The sequence below is a fragment of the Actinophytocola sp. genome (genome assembly GCF_049647105.1).
In the GTDB taxonomy this organism is placed as follows: domain Bacteria; phylum Actinomycetota; class Actinomycetes; order Mycobacteriales; family Pseudonocardiaceae; genus Actinophytocola.
Map to the genome: position 1 here is coordinate 1 of NZ_JBARWZ010000159.1, position 14,248 is coordinate 14,248.

At 66.8% G+C, this 14,248-nt stretch carries 14 protein-coding genes; 7 read left to right on the forward strand and 7 right to left on the reverse strand.

The features are described from left to right. Positions 1 to 439: 439 nt before the first annotated feature. From WBA97_RS20135 to WBA97_RS20145, 3 genes are all read left to right on the forward strand, one after another. Positions 440 to 1,318, forward strand: a complete 879-nt coding sequence (locus tag WBA97_RS20135; protein WP_424232415.1) for a helix-turn-helix transcriptional regulator — start codon at positions 440 to 442, stop codon at positions 1,316 to 1,318. Positions 1,319 to 1,442: 124 nt separating this feature from the next. Next, positions 1,443 to 2,492, forward strand: a complete 1,050-nt coding sequence (locus tag WBA97_RS20140; RefSeq protein WP_424232416.1) for a hypothetical protein — start codon at positions 1,443 to 1,445, stop codon at positions 2,490 to 2,492. A 13-nt stretch (positions 2,493 to 2,505) separates the two neighbouring features. Then, positions 2,506 to 2,877: a gamma-glutamylcyclotransferase gene (locus WBA97_RS20145; RefSeq protein ID WP_424232417.1), complete on the forward strand. Its 372-nt coding sequence runs from the start codon at positions 2,506 to 2,508 to the stop codon at positions 2,875 to 2,877. 114 nt (positions 2,878 to 2,991) lie between these two features. Here WBA97_RS20145 and WBA97_RS20150 read toward each other — a convergent pair whose 3' ends face one another. Continuing rightward, a complete protein-coding gene (locus WBA97_RS20150) occupies positions 2,992 to 3,465 on the reverse strand; it encodes a GNAT family N-acetyltransferase (RefSeq protein WP_424232418.1) in 474 nt (157 codons plus the stop codon). A 309-nt stretch (positions 3,466 to 3,774) separates the two neighbouring features. Here WBA97_RS20150 and WBA97_RS20155 point away from each other — a divergent pair, with 309 nt between their 5' ends. After that, on the forward strand, positions 3,775 to 4,707 hold the full coding sequence (locus WBA97_RS20155) for a hypothetical protein (RefSeq protein ID WP_424232419.1): 933 nt from the start codon (positions 3,775 to 3,777) through the stop codon (positions 4,705 to 4,707). 869 nt (positions 4,708 to 5,576) lie between these two features. Beyond that, positions 5,577 to 5,897 carry a LuxR C-terminal-related transcriptional regulator gene (locus WBA97_RS20160; RefSeq protein WP_424232420.1) on the forward strand — a complete coding sequence of 107 codons (321 nt, stop codon included), beginning with the start codon at positions 5,577 to 5,579 and terminating at the stop codon, positions 5,895 to 5,897. 223 nt (positions 5,898 to 6,120) lie between these two features. Here the strand turns inward: WBA97_RS20160 and WBA97_RS20165 are convergent, their stop codons facing one another. Continuing rightward, positions 6,121 to 6,753 carry a hypothetical protein gene (locus WBA97_RS20165; RefSeq protein ID WP_424232421.1) on the reverse strand — a complete coding sequence of 211 codons (633 nt, stop codon included), beginning with the start codon at positions 6,751 to 6,753 and terminating at the stop codon, positions 6,121 to 6,123. 29 nt (positions 6,754 to 6,782) lie between these two features. Beyond that, positions 6,783 to 7,496, reverse strand: a complete 714-nt coding sequence (locus tag WBA97_RS20170) for an HAD family hydrolase (RefSeq protein ID WP_424232422.1) — start codon at positions 7,494 to 7,496, stop codon at positions 6,783 to 6,785. 212 nt (positions 7,497 to 7,708) lie between these two features. Between WBA97_RS20170 and WBA97_RS20175 the strand changes: the two genes are divergently transcribed. Then, positions 7,709 to 8,449, forward strand: coding sequence for a phytanoyl-CoA dioxygenase family protein (locus WBA97_RS20175; protein WP_424232423.1), 741 nt, complete (start codon positions 7,709 to 7,711; stop codon positions 8,447 to 8,449). A 77-nt stretch (positions 8,450 to 8,526) separates the two neighbouring features. Further along, a complete protein-coding gene (locus tag WBA97_RS20180; RefSeq protein WP_424232424.1) occupies positions 8,527 to 10,023 on the forward strand; it encodes a multicopper oxidase family protein in 1,497 nt (498 codons plus the stop codon). A gap of 26 nt (positions 10,024 to 10,049) precedes the next feature. Here WBA97_RS20180 and WBA97_RS20185 read toward each other — a convergent pair whose 3' ends face one another. Genes WBA97_RS20185 through WBA97_RS20200 form a run of 4 tightly spaced genes read right to left on the reverse strand, consistent with a single transcriptional unit; the run spans position 10,050 to position 14,106 of the window. Next, entirely contained in the window at positions 10,050 to 11,102 is a 1,053-nt protein-coding gene (locus WBA97_RS20185; RefSeq protein WP_424232425.1) for a glycosyltransferase family protein, read from the reverse strand. After that, the gene (locus WBA97_RS20190) at positions 11,099 to 12,112 is read right to left on the reverse strand and encodes a glycosyltransferase family 2 protein (RefSeq protein WP_424232426.1); all 1,014 of its coding nucleotides are present in this window, start codon (positions 12,110 to 12,112) and stop codon (positions 11,099 to 11,101) included. Before WBA97_RS20190 ends, WBA97_RS20185 begins: the two co-directional genes overlap by 4 nt. A 12-nt stretch (positions 12,113 to 12,124) precedes the next feature. Next, a complete protein-coding gene (locus WBA97_RS20195) occupies positions 12,125 to 13,087 on the reverse strand; it encodes an alpha-ketoacid dehydrogenase subunit beta (RefSeq protein WP_424232427.1) in 963 nt (320 codons plus the stop codon). Then, positions 13,087 to 14,106 (reverse strand): thiamine pyrophosphate-dependent dehydrogenase E1 component subunit alpha, encoded by a 1,020-nt coding sequence (locus WBA97_RS20200; RefSeq protein ID WP_424232428.1) that lies wholly within the window; start codon positions 14,104 to 14,106, stop codon positions 13,087 to 13,089. Before WBA97_RS20200 ends, WBA97_RS20195 begins: the two co-directional genes overlap by 1 nt. Positions 14,107 to 14,248: the final 142 nt, after the last annotated feature.

Below are 14,248 nucleotides of genomic sequence, written 5' to 3' on the forward strand. Positions count from 1 at the left end.
GCCCCGGCAAGAACGACGTCCCACACACCGCCACGAACACACCACCACGCTCTCCCTCCAAGCGGGCAGCGCACTCCTCATCCGTCACAGCATGATCAACACAACCCAACGACGTCACCCACGTCGTGAACAAGCGCTCGCCCGTGACCGTCATGACGGCCCCAAGACGGCGCGCAGCAGCCCTACCGTGCTCGCCGTGTGGGGCAGCAACGCGGCCGTCCGGTCCGTACTGGTCATCGATTTCCTCCGGCGATACCGAGACGATCGGCCCGGGGCGCGCGCCCAAAAGAAATATCGGGACACACCCCCAGGACGTGTGGAACCCAGGATGTTCGCTGGTGGCCGTTCAAACCACGGCCGACAAGTGGCAGTAATGACGTCGGAATGTCGCACTGCTAGGTTTGACCTGCGACAACGTCTACGGTCATCGGGAGGGCTGGTGGCAGGCAAGCGAGCCAGGCTCGCGCGAGCCAGGAAAGCAGCGGGTTACACGCAGGAGCAGTTCGCCGAGGCGATGCATGTGGACCGGACCACGGTGATCCGCTGGGAATCAGGTGAGCGAGAGCCCCAGCCTTACGTGCAGCCCAAGATGGCGAAGTTGCTTGAAGTGTCATCGGCCGTGTTGGGTGACCTTCTCGCCGACAAGGTCACCATTCCCAGAACCGAATCACCGATTCCTGCCGCACCACTGGGGATCGCACCGGAGACGGACACCCTTGAGGAGGCGACGTGGTTACAGCTCGTTCGCCAGGATCAGGGTGTCGTTGAGTTGGACGTGGGCATGACGCTCGATATTGGCGATGATGGCTGGGCGCGTCTCACGTACCGCCGGGTCTTGGTCAACCTCACCAGTCGGCCCGTGTCGAGGTTGAACGCAGAACTGTGGTTCGAGCATACGGACGGGCCGCTAAAGATCACACCATCCGGGGACAGTGAGCATCGGGTGGCCATCCAGAGGAAGCACGACACGAGCACCATGAGCTCCTTCGCCTGCCTGATCTCACCGGCAGTGCAGCCGCAGCAGACGGCTGTCGTGGGCTACGTCTGCGAAGGTTGCCGTTTTGTCAATGATCACTACTGGCGGCAGTTCATCCCCCGTTATACCCGACGGCTCACAATCCGTTTGGCTCATCGAGCCTCACAACTCGTGAGCTGCACGGCCGTAGAGGAACACCCGGACGGTGCGGAGAACTCGGCTACCGAGGCGCTCGAATGGCGTGAGCGCGATGGAGGCGTGGATCTGTCCCTCATCCGCCGTTACCTTAAGCCGAACCAGGCCGTAACCCTGCACTGGGAAGTTGCACATGTCGCTTCGTGACAAGATCGAGAGCGTCCTCCGGTCCTGGGACGCCTATGAGACCGGCCGCGGTGCTCAAGCGATCACGGACTTCGACTGTGCGCCGTCAGACCGCCCCGTGCCGCCAGCCACAAGCAGGCCAGAGGTGTACCAGCAGCTGCATGACCTTCGGCAGACCGTAGCGAGCGGCGATCAGCTCGCTGCGCGACTGGACGCTGACTTGGCCTATCTCACCGCGATGCTCGGTGAGCGTCCAGAACTCAACGACTATGTCAAGGCCACCCAGGGTTGTGACGCGCGTGGCTGGGACAGCGACTACGTCAGCGAGCGAGGGGACATCGCGCGCGACAGGCTCGAACGTCTGGGAGTCGGCTGGAGCAAGGACACGGACAACGATCTGCGACAACTCGAACGTCCGTTGACTCCGGAGGACGCTGCCGACGCTATCCGGCTTGCTGCCGTAGAACTGGAGCCGTTGGTACGCAAGGTGACCAATACGAGCGCTCCCTACCATCTGAAGGTCGAAATCGCGGACGTGGACGCCTACTGGGCGTACTGGCTCGATGGAGCCGGAAGCGAGGTACGTCTACGCCTGAATCTCCGTAACGCCAAGTTCACCGAGGTACGCGCTCGACAGTTCGCCCTACACGAGGTGCTCGGTCACGGGCTGCAAAGCGCAAGCCTGGCGGCACGATGCCAGGAAGAGGATGTGCCCTGGGTCCGCCTCTTGTCTGTACACGCGCCGTATCAGGTGATGCTCGAAGGTCTGGCACAGGCCATGCCGCTGTTCGTCGTGCCTGAAGACGCGGCGTTGGAGGCTCGGGTCCGGCTCGATCACTACGTGCAGTTGGTCCGCTCCGAGTTGCACTTGGCGATCAACAACGGAGCCACCGTCCGCGACTGCGTCGAGCATGCTCACGCACGCGTGCCGTACTGGAACGACGAGGAGATCGGCAACGAACTCAGCGACCGTGGCGCAGACCCGCTGCTGCGCTCGTATCTGTGGTCTTACCCGGCTGGCATTGACTGGTTCGTAGCCCTCGCCGAAGCTGACTCTACGGCGATTCGAAAGGTGCTTCATGCGGCATACCGCGAGCCACTCACTCCGGCCGGTCTCACCGGCCTGTGGCCGGCTGGACCTGCTATCGGAGGAAGCGGCGAACCTGTTCGTCTATGGCAGTCTCAGGTTCCCTGAGGTCCTACGGACGTTGCTCGACCGGGTACCGGCCAGCCGGGCGGCGGCGGTCACCGGTTGGCGAGTCGCGGCGCTTCGTGATCACGTCTACCCGGCTCTTGTGCCCGCTGGCACGAACGCCTCCGGCCGACTCCTTACGGATCTCTCGCGCGCCGAGTGGCAGCTTCTGGACGCGTTCGAAGACGACCTGTACGACCTGACGCGCCTGACGCTCGACGACGGGCAGCACGGATGGGCATACGTCTCCGACGCCAACGGCGAGATTCTTCCGGTGGACTGGGACGCGACGGAGTTCACGAATTGTGAGCTTCGTTCCTACGTGGAGCGCTGCGGACGCTGGCGTCGCTGGTACGAGCAACGGCAATCCGACGAAGACGCTTCATGACCAGCGGGAAACAACGGTAACCAGTGCCCTTGCCGGTGACGACAGCGGACTGGTATGCCCGGTTGGCCCGACCCTGCGTGCAAACGTGGAGAGATCGCAGCCCAAGGCGCCCATCTACATGTCGAGTTGATAGACGGCCCGGTTCTTGCCTGGGCCTTTGAAGTTGGAGGTGACCGACACTCCGTCAATGTCGCGATCACCAGCAACGTTGACGAAGTCCAGCGTGCGCCACGTGGCGTGTGCTGCGGTGTTGTCGGGTTCGGAGGTGAGGTACAGCCTGGTGCATCCCCAGCTTTTCGCCTGTTCCCGCAGGGCGGTGAGCAAGGCTGTTGATATGCCTTGCCGCCGGTGGTCGGGGTGGGTCATCACGTCCTGGACGTAGATGTCGGCGGGGTTGTCCTGGCTTCGGAACGCAATGACGGCGCCGACGATGTCGTTGCTGGTGTGTGCCACCAGACAGGTAGTGGAGAACAGTTCGGCGTAGGCCCAGTAGTCGGAGTAGGCGCGCGTCCGGATGTACGGCTCGCCCAGTTCCATGAGGGTGATGACACTTGGGATGAGGTCGGTGCGCAGGGGTGAAATCTTCATCGGCTTCCTTCGTGGCGATCGCGCACCTGTTCGGTGATCCGTCCGTCGGTTTCCACGGACGCGATGCTGAGTCGTAGACGCCGGGTGTCATCGATCACCCGTTCGCCGGGAAGCTACCGGACTCGTCGGGGTGTTCGCCGTGAATGAACATCGACGGCCGGTGATTAGCTGTTTCTCCCCCGTTCGGTTCAGTGGGTGCCGCCGAACAGGCCCAACTCGCGGTGACTGCATTGTCGGTCGTCACGTGGCGTGCGATGGTGGTGAACAGTCCGTATCTGGGGTCATCAACATAAGAGAACAGGGAGATTCGTGAGCAACACTGTCGTGTCGACGGTGCCGCACGCACGAACACACGGGGAGCACACAGGGCGGCCACAAGCTCCCCTGACTGGGGAAGACGAGACGTACGACGGGGCTCGGCGGCTGTTGGTCGAGGCGCTGGAGCTGGCGGGGGGCGGGATCCCCCGGCAGTCGCGGCGGATGGATCCGGCCACCGAGCTGCGCGACGAGTTGCGGGCGCGGACCGGGAAGCGGGTGCTCGTCTCGTGTTCGTCGCTCGCCGACCTGGCCGGGCTGCTCGGCGGCGACCCGGCGGAGGTGCTGCGCATCGAGGTGCTGGGCCAGACCCACCGGCTGACCCTGCTGCACCACGACGCGTCCGCTACGTCGGGCGACGACCAGCACGTCCTTCTCGCGCTGACGGCCGCCGGAGCGGACGTGCGGCTCCTTGCCGCGCCACCACCGGAGGCGGTGCTGATCGAGGACGACCTCGCGGTGCTGCCCGCCGACGCCGGGGCCACGCTGGTCCGCTCGCCGGAGGTGGTGCGGGCACTGCGGCGTTCCCACCAGGCGATGCGGGCCGTCGCCGTCGACTTCACGCTGCTCAACGAAGCGATGACGACGTTCATCGGGCCTCGTCTGCTCACCGAGGTGCTGTGCGCGCTGTGCGCGGGCTTGAAGGACGAGAGCGCGGCCCGGCAGATGCGGATCTCCGTCCGCACCTACCGGCGGCACGTCGCGTGCATCCTCAAGGTCCTGAAGGTGACGTCCCGGTTCGAGGCAGGCATGCGGCTGTCCGAGATCGGCCTGACCGGTCTCGCTCTCCGCCGCGCGGCGCCGGGCGTGCCATCATGGTGTCCCGACGGGTCAGGCGGTGCGCCGGAAGGTGTGGCTGAGCGGCACGACGGTGAGGCACGGCAGCAGGACCCGTACTGGGACGACATCGAGGGTGCTGAGTACTGACCCGGCATCAGCGTTCCCGGCGCGAGCGGGTTCGGGTGTTTGATCAGAAGCGTCAGGTCACTGACGGCGAGACCGGATGGGGTGCCCCGTTCGGCCATGTGGACGACCTCGGCTCCCGGCCACGCTCCGGCTCCGGGGTGGCGCCTGAACATACCCGGCAGTCCAGAAGGTGACGCCGCGAGTTCGATCCGCACCGACATCGCGTCAGGAAGCTGACAGCTGCTCTCCGCGTGTTCCTGAGCGCCGCTCCGCTTACCTACGATTGGCCGGGGGTTCCACCATTTCGTGCTCGCAGGAGGACAGGTTGTCCAGCACCAGCTCGACCGGGTCGCGTAGGTCGCCGAACCGGGCGAAGGACCTTCGTACCCGCCGAGACGTCCGATCGGCGGGAATGAACGGGTTCCACTATCTGGAAGCGGATGACCGAGACCGCCAGTCGGTGCCGTGGCGACGTCTGTCCCACGTTCGTTCCTGGTTACCGTCGGACGCCCCTGGTACGATTCTTCGTTTTCCGGGGCGTGCTCGCCTATCTGAAAATGTTTCGTCCAGGTTGCTGCGGGCGAGGTGCTTGTATGCGCATTTATTTCCTCTAGGGGATCCCCTAGAAGATTGCCAACTGGCGATGTTCTAACGATCACAACGGGGTGGTATGTTTTTAATCAAGTGACCGTATAGAGCGGCACTCTTTAACCAAAGGGCGCCGCTGAGGAGAACATCCGAGAAGGGCGAGCACGGTGAAAAACGCCGGTTACTCGACGCGATCCTTGGTGCGACGATTATCGGGAATTTATTGCGCTGTGCGCGTTCGCGAAGAATGCACACTTCTCTGAAGGCCAGTTCACTACCCAGACTGACTTACTGGAGTGTATATGCGCTCGCGCTCATCGTTGTCGGAACTCGAAGCGAGGATCATCGAATTCATCGCCGCGGGGGAAGGTACGATAAGTATAGCCACAAAACTTTACCTGAGCCGTCAAGGGGTCGAATATCACGTCAGCAAGCTGCTTCAGCATCTCCGGGTCCCCAACCGGCCCGCACTGATCGCCAAGGCGTACTGCATGGGCCTCCTCGCCGCGGACACATGGCCCCCGGAGGCGCGTACGCAGGAGTTCGACCGAGGGACCGCGCGGTCGTGGACATCGGATCGGCAACCAGGCCGGGCAGGGCCCGCCGCGATGCGCCGGTCATGACCCGGTGTCGTGGAGACGCGCCGGATTCGGGCACGCCGCCTCGATGACCAAATGCCGGCTCTGGGGTGAGACTTCCAGGTCGTGCCGGCGGTGGCAGTTCCGCCGCCGTGCTCACGCCGCCGTTGGTGGCACGAAGGTCCGAACGAACACAGTGAGTCCGTCGTCCGAGTGGGCCATGCCCGGCTCTGGCGGCGGACTCACCGCGTTCGGGACGCGGACGGACTCACAGGACGTCGTAGTAGTCGCCGATCCACAGACCGCGCTTCGCGTCGACCGTGCGCTTCTCGGATGGTGCGTAGTCGGTCATGGGAATGCACCGGAAGTCGAAGCTGACCCGCGTGGCGCCGGTGTCGTTGACCTTGTTGCCGTGGCTCCAGTGGACCGCGTCGAACTTCAGCACCTGACCGGGCGCCAGCTTCCACGGCTGGTAGTCGGAGTTGCCCAGCGCCGTTTCGATCCATACCGAGTTCGTGCCCCAGGCGTTGGTGAACGGTACCCAGAAGTTGACCTCGCCGTCCTCGTGGTTGTAGTCGCCATCGGTGTGGAACTCGCCCACCGCCACGTTCCCGGGGAAGTGCAGCCGGAAGGTGGGAACACGCTGGAAGCAGAACTCCTTGGTGCCCAGTATCGACGGGACGAAGTCCGCGACGAATTCTCGGTACAGCTCCTTGATCTCGGCGTCGAACTCCTTGTAGAACATGGCGTGGTACTCGGTCGCCTGGTCGGTCTGCCAGGTCAGGCGCTCCATCGGGGCGGCGGGAATCAGAGCGGCGAGATCCTCGACGCCGTAGACACGCCGCAGTGCGCTACCGAAGTCGAAGCGCAGCAAATCGTAGTCGTGAATCTCGGGACGCACGGACTCCTCCTTCGACGGAGACGGTTCGATCACAGGTGGGTGCCCGTCGAGACGACGGACTCGGCCAGTTCGGACAGGGAGGCGACGATCCGGACCCGCTCGCTCGGGGCGGGCGGCGCGGTTCTCGGCGCCCGGAACCGCCGGTGTGCCGCGACGATGTCCGGATGCACGCCGGCCGGTGGGCGGTATCCGGGGTCGGCGAGTACGAAGGCGACCGGGCAACCCAGTGCCAACGCGGGTCGCACGTCGTGGTCGACCCGGTTGCCGACGACCAGCAGGCGCTCGGCCGTGCCAACGTGCGCGACGGCCAGCTCCAGCAGGGCCGGGTCGGGCTTGGACACCCCGGCCAGCGAGTCAAGGAACACCGCCGAGCACGCCTCGGTGACACCCCAGGCCGCCAGCACCGCGGCACACTCCGGCGGCTGGTTGGCCACGATGACGGTGGGGGTGTGCTCGGCCAGTGCCGCCACGGCCGCGAGCGCGCCGGGGATCGGCTGGGCCAGTTCACCCCACGCGCGCCGCACCTGGTTCCAGCTCCACTCCAGCTGCGATGGCGAGCCGAGCAGCGTGGCGTCGCCGTGGCGGTAGAAGCGCTCGGCGTGCTCGATGAAGGCCCCGACGGTGAACGACGAGTCATCGGCGCTCCGCAGGGTGTGGAGACCGTGGAGCCAGGCGAGTTCGAACGGTTCGTCGTAGTAGATGACTCCGCCCACGTCCAGCGCGACGGCGCTGTATCCAGTCATGACCACTCGCTCTCGCGTCCGAGACATCAGGGTGATTCTGGCACGAGGATTGTTCGGCAATCGACCCTTGGCGCGGCTGTCGAGTCGTTTCCTGGCAACAACTAGTCAATTCCCTATTCTCTGCGGCGACGGGCGGCCGGGGGTGGTCTTCGGCCGTATCCTGGGATACCGGAGTATTTCTCGGAAAGGGCAGATAATTGAGCGTCATGGACGTGGCGAGCACCATCGACCACGAACGCCGTGAGGAGTTCCGGCGCAACGGGTTCGTCATCCTGCCGAAGCTCGCCGATGACGACGAGATCGTGTGGCTCCGCGAAGTCTACGACCGGTTGTTCGCGCAGTACGCGACGCCGGGTGCCGAGAACTTCTACGACATCGCGGGCCGTCGCGATGGCGATCGACCGCTGCTGCCGCAGATCGTCGAGCCGGAGAAGTACGCTCCCGAGTTGCCGCGCAGCGCTCATTTCGCCCGCTGCCGGAAAATAGCGTCGACCTTTCTCGACATAGCCGAGGACGACCTGGAGTTCTACGGGCACGCGATTATGAAACCGCCCCGGTACGGTGCCCCGACGCCCTGGCATCAGGACGAGGGGTACATGGACCCCAAGTGGAGCCGTCGTGGCTTGAGCATATGGACGACGCTGGACGACGCCACGGTCGACAGCGGCTGTCTCCACTACCTGCCCGGCGGCCACCTCGGACCCGTGCTGCCGCACCGCCACATCGACGACGACGACCACGTCCGCGGCCTGATGACCGACGAGGTGGACGGCACGGCGGGCGTCGCCTGCCCGCTGGCACCCGGCGGCGCGGTGGTGCACGACTTCAGGACCCCGCACTACGCCGGTCCGAACCAGACCGACCAGCCGCGGCGCGCCTACGTGCTGGTGTTCATGAGCGCTCCGGTCGAGGTGCCCGATCCCGAACCTCGACCTTGGTTGAGGTGGGCCTGACCGGGCCGGCTGAGGATCTCCCTAGAGTGCTCCACCCGATCTAGGCTGCTTCTCGTCCGTCACCTAGGTTTCAGATCATGCCCAAGCTGACTCGACGCGAAGTCCTCCTCAGTGCTGGTGCCATCGCGGTGACCGGTGCCACCTTGCTTCCGTTGGGAGGCAGATCTTCCTCGGCCGTGCCGATGCCGGACGCGGGGCACCCGGCGGCCGGCGCGCATCTCGCCGACACCGTGGGCGCCGGAGCGGAACCTGTTGCGGTGGCGACGGATCCGTTCACCGAGCGGATGCCCGTGCCGGCGACGCTCCAGCCGTCGTCAACGGCAGGTGGTGTCGACGTGTACGAGTTACCCATCGGTCACACCGATGTGGACATCATTCCCGGCCTGCGCACCCCCGCGATGACCTACGGCGGCCAGTTCGTCGGCCCGACCATTCGCGCCAGGACCGGGCGGCCCGCCAAGGTCACCTTCGCGAACCAGCTCACCCAGCCGGCCAACGTGCACCTGCATGGCGGCCATGTTCCGCAGGCCAGCGACGGCCATCCGATGGACCTCATCGCGCCGGGCGGGTCCCGGGAGTACCAGTACCCGAACAGCCAGCGCGGCGCGACGTTGTGGTACCACGACCACACGCACGGGCTGGAGGCCGACCACGTCTACCGCGGCCTGCACGGCTTCTACCTCATCGAGGACCCGGCAGAACGACGCCTCGACCTACCCAGCGGCGAGTGCGATGTGCCGATCATGCTGCGCAACGCGCAGTTCGACGAGACGGGCGCGTTCGTCTTCGGCGCCACCGAGACCCGGACCACCATCCTGGTCAACGGCAAGTCGCAGCCGTACTTCCCGGTCGCGCCGCGCAAGTACCGGTTCCGGCTGCTCAACTCCGCACTGAAGCACGTCTTCGCACTGCACATGGGCGGCGCGACGATGACCAAGATCGCGTCAGACGGCGGCCTCCTGCCCGCGCCGATCGAGGTGGACGAGCTGGCGATCTCCTCAGGTGAGCGGGTCGAGATAGTCGTGGACTTCGCCGCGCACCGCGGTGGCGGCCCGTTGTACCTGTACGACGGGGACACCCCGATCCTGCGCTTCGACGTGGCACCGAACCGGGTCAGGGACCGCGCGCGGGTGCCGGACCGGCTGCGCACCCTGCCGGAGCTGGGTACCGCCACCGTCGAGCGCACCGTCACGATGGGCTTCGTCGACATGTCCGTCCGTCCGCCGGTCGGCCACGTCAACGGCCTGCCCTTCGACCCCAACCGGGTGGACGTCCAGGTCAGGCAGGGCGCCACGGAGATCTGGAACGTGGTCAACGCGGACATGGACCCGGCGTTCCTGTTCGACCACCCGTTCCACATGCACCTCGTCCAGTTCCAGGTGATCGGCCGCGACGGTGGCGCCCCGGGGCCGGACGACGTGGGGCTCAAGGACACCGTCTATGTCGCGCCGAAGGGATCGGTGCGCGTGCAGGTCACCTTCGACACCCCGTACACGGGCAAGTACGTCTACCACTGCCACTACCTGGAGCACTCCGCTCTCGGCATGATGGCGACGATGGAGGTCGTGCCGTAAACCGCAGACTGGCCTTCTTCGGCCGCTCAGCCGAAGAAGGCCAGCAGGTCCTTGAGCACCCGGCGGTAGCCGTACTCGGTGCGCAGTCGCTCCTGGATCGCACCGACGATCCGGGCGTGCTCCTCGAATTCCGTGGTGAGGCGGGCAAGTACCTCCGCCGGGTCCGTGCCGAGCATCAGGTGCTTGGCGTCGTCGCCGTAGACGGCGGCCAGGAACTCCGCGTCGGCGGGGATGACCGGGAGGCTGCCCGATGCCAGTGTCTCGAACACACGCGCGGTCAGCAGGCCGGTGCTCGCCACGAGCGGGCTGACCAGTACCGGTGAGATCAGCGCCCGGCCCATCTCGGCGGTGATCTCACCGAACGGCACCGGCGGGCAGACCTCGACGCCGCGCTCGGGCAGCCAGCCGGGCACGGCCGTGGTGACGTCCTCGAAGCCGGGACAGGTGGTGGTGCCGTCCCACCATCGTCCGCAGACCCGCATCCGAGGGGCGGGCCGTAGTGTCGCGGCCGCGTCCACCACCGTCGTCAGTGGTTTCCAGCGTCCCCAGTTGCTGCCGATGTACTGCAGTTCGTAGTCCCGGTCCCGGCCGCGTGCCAGCGGGTGGGACACGGTCTCTGGCATGCCGAAGCAGGCGAAGAACTCCGCTCCCGGTGGCATGGTCTCGGTCATCCTCGGCTGTAGCACCAGATCGCTCAGCGTGGTGTACAGCGTGCGCCAGCTCTCGGCGGTGTACTTGCTCTCCATGCCGTGCCCGGCCATGGCGGGGTCTTCTTCGCCCCAGTGCAGGTCGAAATCGACGATCAGCCTGCGCGACCGGGGGAACGCGCAGGCCAGTTCGAGCTGCTCGGGGCTCAGGAACTGCCGCGCCTCGAACATCATGACCAGGTGGGTGCCCCAGCCGGGGTCGTGCTCGACCGGCAGGTGCCTCGGCACTTCACTGTCCATTCGCGACAGTGGGCCGCTGACCCGGACCTCGCAGCCCACGGCCCGCGCCGCGTCGACGTAGCCTGCCACGGTGTGGCTGAACCCGGCCTGCCAGTGGAAGTTGCCTGCGATGAGGACGCGGGGGCCGGTCACCGGGCCGCCTCGCGCTGACCACTCGCCCGGCGCGCGCGCAACACCCGGTGGCTCTGCCTGCGCTCCGCGATCGTCGGCGCGTGGCCTGCCAGCCACCGGAGCGCCGCCGCGGTCTCCCGGATGCCGGTCGCCGGGTCGATCCTGCCGACCACGCTCCGGCCGAGGAGATCCGCCACGAGCCAGCGGGTCGCCAGCCGGGCTGCCTTGAGCGGATTCCACTCGACGTCGGTGAGCAGGTAGAAGTAGCGGTTGCGCCGCATGTGCACGCGGGTGTAGGTGCTGCGGGTGGTGGCACCACCGCCGCCGTGGTGCTGGATGCCCTCGTCGAGCAGGAGAGCCACCCGCCAGCCCGCCCACCTGGCGCGCCTGCAGAGGTCCACTTCCTCGTAGTAGGTGTGGAAGACCTCGTCGAGCAGGCCGATCTCGTGCAGCATCGCCGCCCGCGCGAACAGCGCCGACCCCTGGACGTAGGCATGCTCCAGGGTGCGTGGCGCACGCCCCTCTGGTTCGCTGGCCGGGGACGGGTGCGCGATCCGGTCACCCGCGAACGCGTGCTGCTCGCCCAGCCACAGCGCGATGTTCGTCCAGTCGTTGAACACGGCCAGATCGGTCGAGGACGGGTCGTAGCGGTACTGCAGTGGCCCGATGATCCCGTACTCCGGCCAGCGCTGCGCGAACTCGACCATCGAGGCGATCAGCCGCGGCGGGGTCCAGGTGTCCGGGTTGACCAGGAAGACGTAGTCGGCGCCGTCGGCGAGCGCGGCCCGGATGCCCACGTTGTTGGCGCCGGTGAACCCGAGGTTGGTGGCGTTGCGGGTGATCTTCACCGCCGGGAACTCCCGCGTGACCATCTCGACGCTGCCGTCGGTGGAGGCGTTGTCGACGAGATGGATGTCCAGTTCGAAGCCTGCTGTGTCGCTGTCGACCAGCGAGGCGAAACAGCGGCGCAGCCACCCGATCTCGTTGGTGCCGACCGTGATCGTCGCGACACGGGGGAGTCCCGATGCCATCTTCCGGCCTCTCTACTTCAGCACCGCGCGGATGGCGTCGGTCAGCTGGGCGGCGTTGGGCAGCAGCGCGTGGTCCAGCGCCAGCGCGTAGGGGATCACCGCGCCGTCGGGCCGGGACAGCCGCTTCGGGGGCACCGTCAGTGCGAACTCCTCGGCCGCGGTGGCCGCGATCTCGGCACCGAAACCGCACATCCGGTTCGAGTCGTCGATCACCACCAACCTGCCGGTCTTGGCGATCGACTCGCCAAGGGTCACCCAGTCGACCGGGTAGACGGTGCGTGGGTCGATCACCTCGATCGACGCCTCGGCTTCGAGTTCGGCTGCGACCTGCAGTGCGATCGGGAGCAGGTGGCCGACGGCGACCACGGTGACGTCGGTGCCTTCGCGGTGTACCCGGGCGCTGCCGAGGGGGACCGCGACCGGGTCGCCGTCGAGCTCCTCGGCCGCGCCCATCAGCAGCGTCGGCGCGAACACCACGACCGGGTCCGGTTCCCGCAGTGCGGAGAGCAGCAACCCGTAGGCGTCCGATGGCGTCGCTGGCACCACGGTCTTGACGCCCACGTGGGCGAACAGGCTGTAGGGGTGGTCGGAGTGCTGTCCTGCCATGCCGGAACGCGACCCGGAACCGGGCACCAGGTAGGTGACCGGGACGCTGGCCTGGCCGCCGGTCATCAGCGAGAACTTGTGCGCCTGGTTGGCGATCTGCTCGAACACCAGGTACAGCAGCGACGGGATCTGGAACTCCACGACCGGCCGCTGACCCGCGATGGCCGCTCCCGTCGCCAGACTGGTGAAAGCCTGCTCGGACAGCGGCGTGTCGACCACCCGGCCGGTGCCGTAGGCCTCGGCCAGCCCCTTGGTGATGCCGGTGAGGCCGACCTGCACGTCCTCACCGAAGACGCACACCCGCTCGTCATTGGCCATCTCGTCGAGCAGGGCCTTGTTCAGTGCGGCGACGTAACCCAGGGGCGCCATCAGACCACCACTCCCGGTCGGCTCGGGGCCATGCCCGCGTACAGGTAGTCGAGCGCGTTCCCCGGCTCGGGCGCCGGACTCGACCGCGCGAACTCGGCCGCCTCGGCGATCAGCGCGGCGATCTCGGCGTCGACCGCGTCGGCGGTGGCCTCGGGAAGGCGAGCCCGTTGCCGCACGAGTGGGTCGAGCGTCTTCCAGTCGGCCACCTCCGCGTCGTCCCGGTAGGCGATGCCCGCCAGGTACTCCACCGTGTGGTGCGCGTGGAACCGGTAGGTCGTGCACTCGAGGAAGTGCGGTCCCGCGCCGTCGCGGCACGCGGCCACCGCCTGACCGGCGGCGTCGGCCACCGCCTCGACGTCCATTCCGTCCACCGCCGCCGAGTGCAGGCCGAACCCCGCCGCCCGTCGCACCGGGTCGCCCGCCAGGCCCCGGTCGACCGGCAGGCTGATGGCGTAACCGTTGTTCTCGCAGACGAACAGCACCGGCAGTGACCACAGCGCGGCCATGTTGAACGCCTCCAGCACCACGCCCTGGCTGAGCGCGCCGTCGCCGAAGAACGCCACCGCCACCTGGTCGCGCCCCGCACGCCTGGCCGCCCATGCGGCTCCAACGGCGATCGGTGCGCCCGCGCCCACGATCCCGTTCGCGCCGTAGATGCCCAGTCCCACGTCGGCGGCGTGCATCGAGCCGCCGCGTCCCCGGTTGAGGCCGGTGGTGGCGCCGTAAAGCTCGGCCAGCGCGCGTTTCGGCTCTGCGCCCTTGGCGAGCACGTGCCCGTGCCCTCGGTGCGTACTGGTGATGACGTCGTCCCGGCCCAGGTTGGCACTCACCCCGACCGCGACGGCTTCCTGGCCGATGTAGGGGTGCATTCCGCCGACGATCTCGCCGGCGAGCGCCATTTCGAGGCAGTGTTCCTCGAATTCCCGGATCAGGCGCATCTGTCGGTAGAGGTGACGGGACTGCTCCGGCGCGGTCGTCAATTGATGCCCTTTCGCCAGCACGGACTGAACTCGATCCACGGTGCCTCGCCAAAAAAGATTGTAGGACGGAAAAGTCCGGGAAAACCCCAGAGTGGGCCGGTGACCGGCGCGGGTGTACCCGGCCGGTCACGACCCGGGGGCGAGCCCCGTCAGCACGTCGAGGACGTCGGCAGGCAGGGGC